Here is a 4,560-nt window from a genome sequence, read left to right on the forward strand (position 1 = left end):
CCCGCCCGTCCGGCCCCTTTGCTCCCACATCGCCGACTCCCCATGAACGGCACCCACCCAACTCTCCGCGTCACACCCCAGGTCGGCCCCACTAACAAGGACTCCGGCGGCGGAGTTCCCTAGATCGACCAGCCCACGACCCGGCAGGCCGCGCGAACGACGTCGACTTCACCGGGACGCTCGAGCCGCTGGATGGGCGGGCGATGCGTAACACGCTGCGGCGTGAACGTAGCCAGCGGCACAGGTACGGGGAGTCGTAGCCCTTGCCACCATGCAACCCGTCAGAACGGCGACCGCGCGGTCCGCAGTGTCGACGGATCGGCGGGATGGCGCGCACCAGTGATTCCACCTGGTGGCTGTCGCGGGCTATCGGCCGCGAAGACCTCCAACACAAAGTGGCTGGACGTGCCGGGACGCGAACTCGGCCCGGCGCGCGGGCTGGCCTGCAGCGGGGCCGCCCGGACGGCCCTGTCGATGACAGGCCCGTGGTCCGCACGAGGTCGTCCAGAGCCGGCAGCGCCCAGTGCGGGCTCCAGGTGCCTGCCAGCGCCTGGTCGGCGCGGGTGAGAGGGAGGCGACGGGCGGCCGAGCAATCCAGTCCGCTCGGCGAGTGGGGCTTCGATGCGCCGCGCGCGGTAGTCAGCCAGCAGCAGTGCCGTCTCGTGGGCTTCCGTCCCGGAGTTGGCGAAGAACAACTTTGCGTCCGAGCTGCCCGGCGTAGTGATGCCCCTCAGAACAGGCCGGCCAGCGGCGGGCACGCCTCCCTCGGCCATGAGCTAGGGAGCGCTGGTTGGGCCGCTATGGAGGCACAGGCCGAGGGACTGGCGGAGGGACTGGCGGACGTGACCCTGGCCGTTCCGGAGCCTTCAGGCTGTGAGCTGGCACGATGTGTCGGCATTTCGGATCCTGAGGAGGATCGTAACGGCCGGTAGCAACAGGAAAGCGGTCAGCGGTGGCGCTGGCGTTGGCGTTCAGCGGGCTCGACGATGACGGGCGCAGCCTCACCTGCCGCAGTCGACAGGAATTGGGACCTGGCGACTTCCTCCCTTCGCGGCGCGGACACTTACCGAATCGATCGCGCACCACGACCTGTCCGGTTCCCCTGGGGCGCCAAGTTGATCCTGCATGACCGGTGCAGCTCGATTCACACCCGGGGCGCTTCTCCATTCGGCGAAGCGCCGGTAGATGCTCTACCAGGAGGTGCCAACACCGACGGGACCTACCGTTAGGCGCAACCGGTGGGGGGCCGGAACACGGCCGCATCCACCACCTCTCGATCAGCGGCGCGGCGCCGCCCACCATCCTGCGGACGCGTCGGTGCAGGTGGCACCGCCCGCTGAAACGACTCCCACAAACTCGTCTTGCCTCTAGCGCTCCATCATCGTCACGACGAAGCACCCTCGAGCACACCAAACGAAACGACCATCTAAGCGGCCCAGTGGATGGTCGTGGATGGCTCGGTTGTTCGCAGCTCGCTTGGTCGCGGCTCGCTTGGTCGCGGCTCGGCGGCGCGCGGCTCGACGGTCCGCGGCTCGGCCGTCCGCGGGTCGACCGTCCGCGGGTCAGTGGCTCGCGGCGCGGTGGCTCGCGGCGCGGTGGCTCGCAGCTCGACCGTCCGCGGCTCAGCTACTCGCCGCTCGCTTGGTCGCGGCTCGACCGTCCGCGGCTCGACCGTCCGCGGCTCAGTTGTTCGCCGCTCGCTTGGTCGCGGCTCGGCCGTCCATGGCTCGGCCGTCCATGGCTCGGCCGTCCATGGCTCAGCCGTCCATGACTCGACTTCCCATGGCTCGACTTCCCATGGCTCGACTTCCCATGGCTCGACTTCCCATGGCTCGGCTGTTCGTGGCTCGGCTGTTCGTGGCTGGGCTGTTCGTGGCTGGGCTGTTCGTGGCTGGGCTGTTCGTGGCTGGGCTGTTCGTGGCTGGGCTGTTCGTGGCTGGGCTGTTCGTGGCTGGGCTGTTCGTGGCTCGGCTGTTCGTGGGTTGGTGGTGGGTGGGTGGGCTGTTCGTGGGTTGGTGGTGGGCGGGTGGGTTGTTGGTGTGCCGGGTGGGTGGAGTCGGTAGGTGTAGCGGCCGGTGGCGGGGTCGTGGGTGGTGTGGATGTGTTGGGGGTGGGTGTGTTTGTAGCGGTTGTGCCATCCGCAGCACAGGGCGAGTTTGTCGATGTCGGTGGGGCTGTCGCCCAGGGCCCATCCGTTGACGTGGTCGACCTCGCACAGCGTCCCGGGCACCTCGCAGCCCCGCACCGCGCAGGTCGAGTACAGGCTCTCCAGAACCTGGCGCTGGGCGGCGGTCGCGAAGCGGACCTTGTGCCCCAGATACAGCGGCGCGTTCCCGTTCCTCAACAGCAGGGGTGAGACTCCGGCGGCCAGGGCGATGCGGCGGGCCTGGGGCGCGGGGATCGGTGTCCCGTCGGTGAGGCGGGCGGGTGCGTGGCCGCCGGTGAGGGTGTCCAGGTCGCAGACGACGGTGACCTTGGTCGCCTTGTGCCCACCGGCCAGCACACTCGACAGGGCCGCAGCCGTCCGCTCGGCCAAGTCGCGGTGGTCGTCGGGCCCGGCCGGCTTGGCCAGCGGACCCAGCGTCCCGTCCCAGACGGCGGCGTCCTCGGCGTTCAGCCAGCCCTTGATGTAGCGGCCGCCGTCCAGCGAGCGGGTGGAGTCGATCCAGGACCGCTCGTACCCGCGCTGCACCTCCTCGGGTGGCTCCTCGCAGCCGTCGCGTTCGGCGATGACCTCGCGGATGCGGCGGCCGAACGCGGCGACCTTCCCGGGTGAGAAGCCCTGGCCGATCATGTCCAGCAGCAGGGTTTCGGCCTTGGCGCAGTCGTCATCGTCGAGGCGGGCCACGGCGTCGGCGACCGTGGAGGCGTAGCCGCAGGACAACTCACCTCTGGCCAGGAGCTCGGTGACCACAGGGAGCCGATGGAGCTGCCGGGCCAGCGTGACGCGCTCCTTGGCGCGGGTGTCGCGCATGCCCAGCCGGGACCGCAGCCACGCCTGCGTGGACGGCAACCCCCAGCGGCGCGTCTCACTCGCCGCGTCCACGCGGGCGACGAACCCGGCCAACGCGGCCTCATGGGCGTCCGACGCCGCCGCTAACGTCTCGGCGAGCTCCATGCACACCGCAGCCGACTCGGGCGCGGGACGGGTAGCGAGTTCGGCGGCGATCGCGGCAGCGGCGTCCACCAACTCCTGCGTGGACGCCACACCGAAATCCATACCCGTAACCGAACACATACACAGAGTATATCGAACTGGTGGGCGAACAGACGCGAGATCGGAGGCTGATTACTGTCACCACCGAGATAGGTGAAGATTGAGACTGGAATCATATTTCGCGTTATCAGAAGAGACAGATATTTCCGCCCGATAGCACCCAGTTCACCAACTTTGCGAATGCCATCAAGGGGACCAACCTGGTCAGCGGCCTCGCCATGTAGCATGAAACCTACATTCGGGACTTCTCTCGGCTAAGTGGTGGGTTCGCTGTTAGCAGGCGACCCGCACCCTTAACGGTGACTCCTCCCGCTTCAGCAGACCAGCAGCTGGCGCCCCTATCATTTGGCGGCCCCCCGGACTCGGGTCGCTTGCCCATCGGGAAGTCCCTGGTGGTGAGCCTGCGTGTGGCAGGCCGTTGGCCTCTGCCAGCCGTTGTCCCAAGACATGCTGGTTCTTCCTGGCGAACCGGCTATTTCTATGTCGACACCCGGCACCTTGGTGCACCGTCGGGCATTGCCTCTAACCTAGTCCGTGCACGCCCTGGCATGAATTGCGCCCCTTTTCTTGATCGCCGGTGCGCTTCCCGACCACCGACGCACTCCCTGACCACTGACGCACTCCCTGACCACTGACGCACTCCCTGACCACTGACGCACTCCCTGGCTGCCAGTGCGCTGCTCAAGCTGTACCAGAGGGTCGCCCTCGCGCCGAGCCGACTCCCTCAAGCGGGCGAGGTTCCTTTGATGGGCGGGTTTCCTTTATGGGCTGCCTTGCTCCGGAGAGCGGATTCCCTTGTCGGTGGAGTGGCTCTTGGAGAAGTGGGGTGGCGCGTCGGGCGGGGGCAGGCGGAGCCTGCCCGACGAAACCTGCACCAGGGGCCGCAGAGGCTCCGAAGTCAAGGGCGGGACGAAGTCCCATCGCGAAGCGACGCCGAAGGCGCCCTTGACTTCGGAGGGGCGGCCCCGTACGCAGCGCCACCCCACCCGGCGCCCCCTACCCAGCACCCCCACCCGGCCACTCAACCCGGTTATGGCGGCTATGGGTAGGTGGGCGACCTCGTCTCATGACTCGCCGTCGGGTGGAAGACGCCGCTGGTGCTGGAGGAGGAAGGCCACTTGGGCGGACTACTGAATGCGCACCTGGAGCACTTCCTGTTACGGGGGCAAACGCGGCTGGGGCAGAAGAGCGCGTGCCCGTACCTGTGTTTGCTCGCGCCGGCGCTAAGGAACCCTGGGCTGCGTCAGGCCCCAGGGCTGGGCTCAGAGGCCGTGAGGCTGGCGTCAGGCCCCAGGGCTGGGCTCAGAGGCCGTGAGGCTGGCGTCAGGCCACAGGGCTGAACC

General features: G+C 68.3%; 1 protein-coding gene and 1 pseudogene. Both read right to left on the minus strand.

Annotated features, from left to right (window positions below; genetic code table 11):
• Positions 1–581: 581 nt before the first annotated feature.
• Positions 582–713, minus strand: a pseudogene (locus tag K4S16_RS47095) (aspartate aminotransferase family protein); the annotation flags it as partial.
• Between the two features lie 713 nt (positions 714–1,426).
• Positions 1,427–3,220, minus strand: a complete 1,794-nt coding sequence (locus K4S16_RS44185; RefSeq protein ID WP_160161251.1) for an HNH endonuclease signature motif containing protein — start codon at positions 3,218–3,220, stop codon at positions 1,427–1,429.
• Between the last annotated feature and the right edge of the window lie 1,340 nt (positions 3,221–4,560).

The sequence above is a fragment of the Actinomadura sp. K4S16 genome (assembly GCF_008327685.1).
Classification (GTDB): Bacteria; Actinomycetota; Actinomycetes; order Streptosporangiales; family Streptosporangiaceae; genus Spirillospora.

Excerpts from the sequence above, each read along its gene's own strand:
- K4S16_RS44185 (WP_160161251.1), bottom strand. The coding sequence starts at position 3,220 with ATGGATTTCGGTGTGGCGTCCACGCAGGAGTTGGTGGACGCCGCTGCC.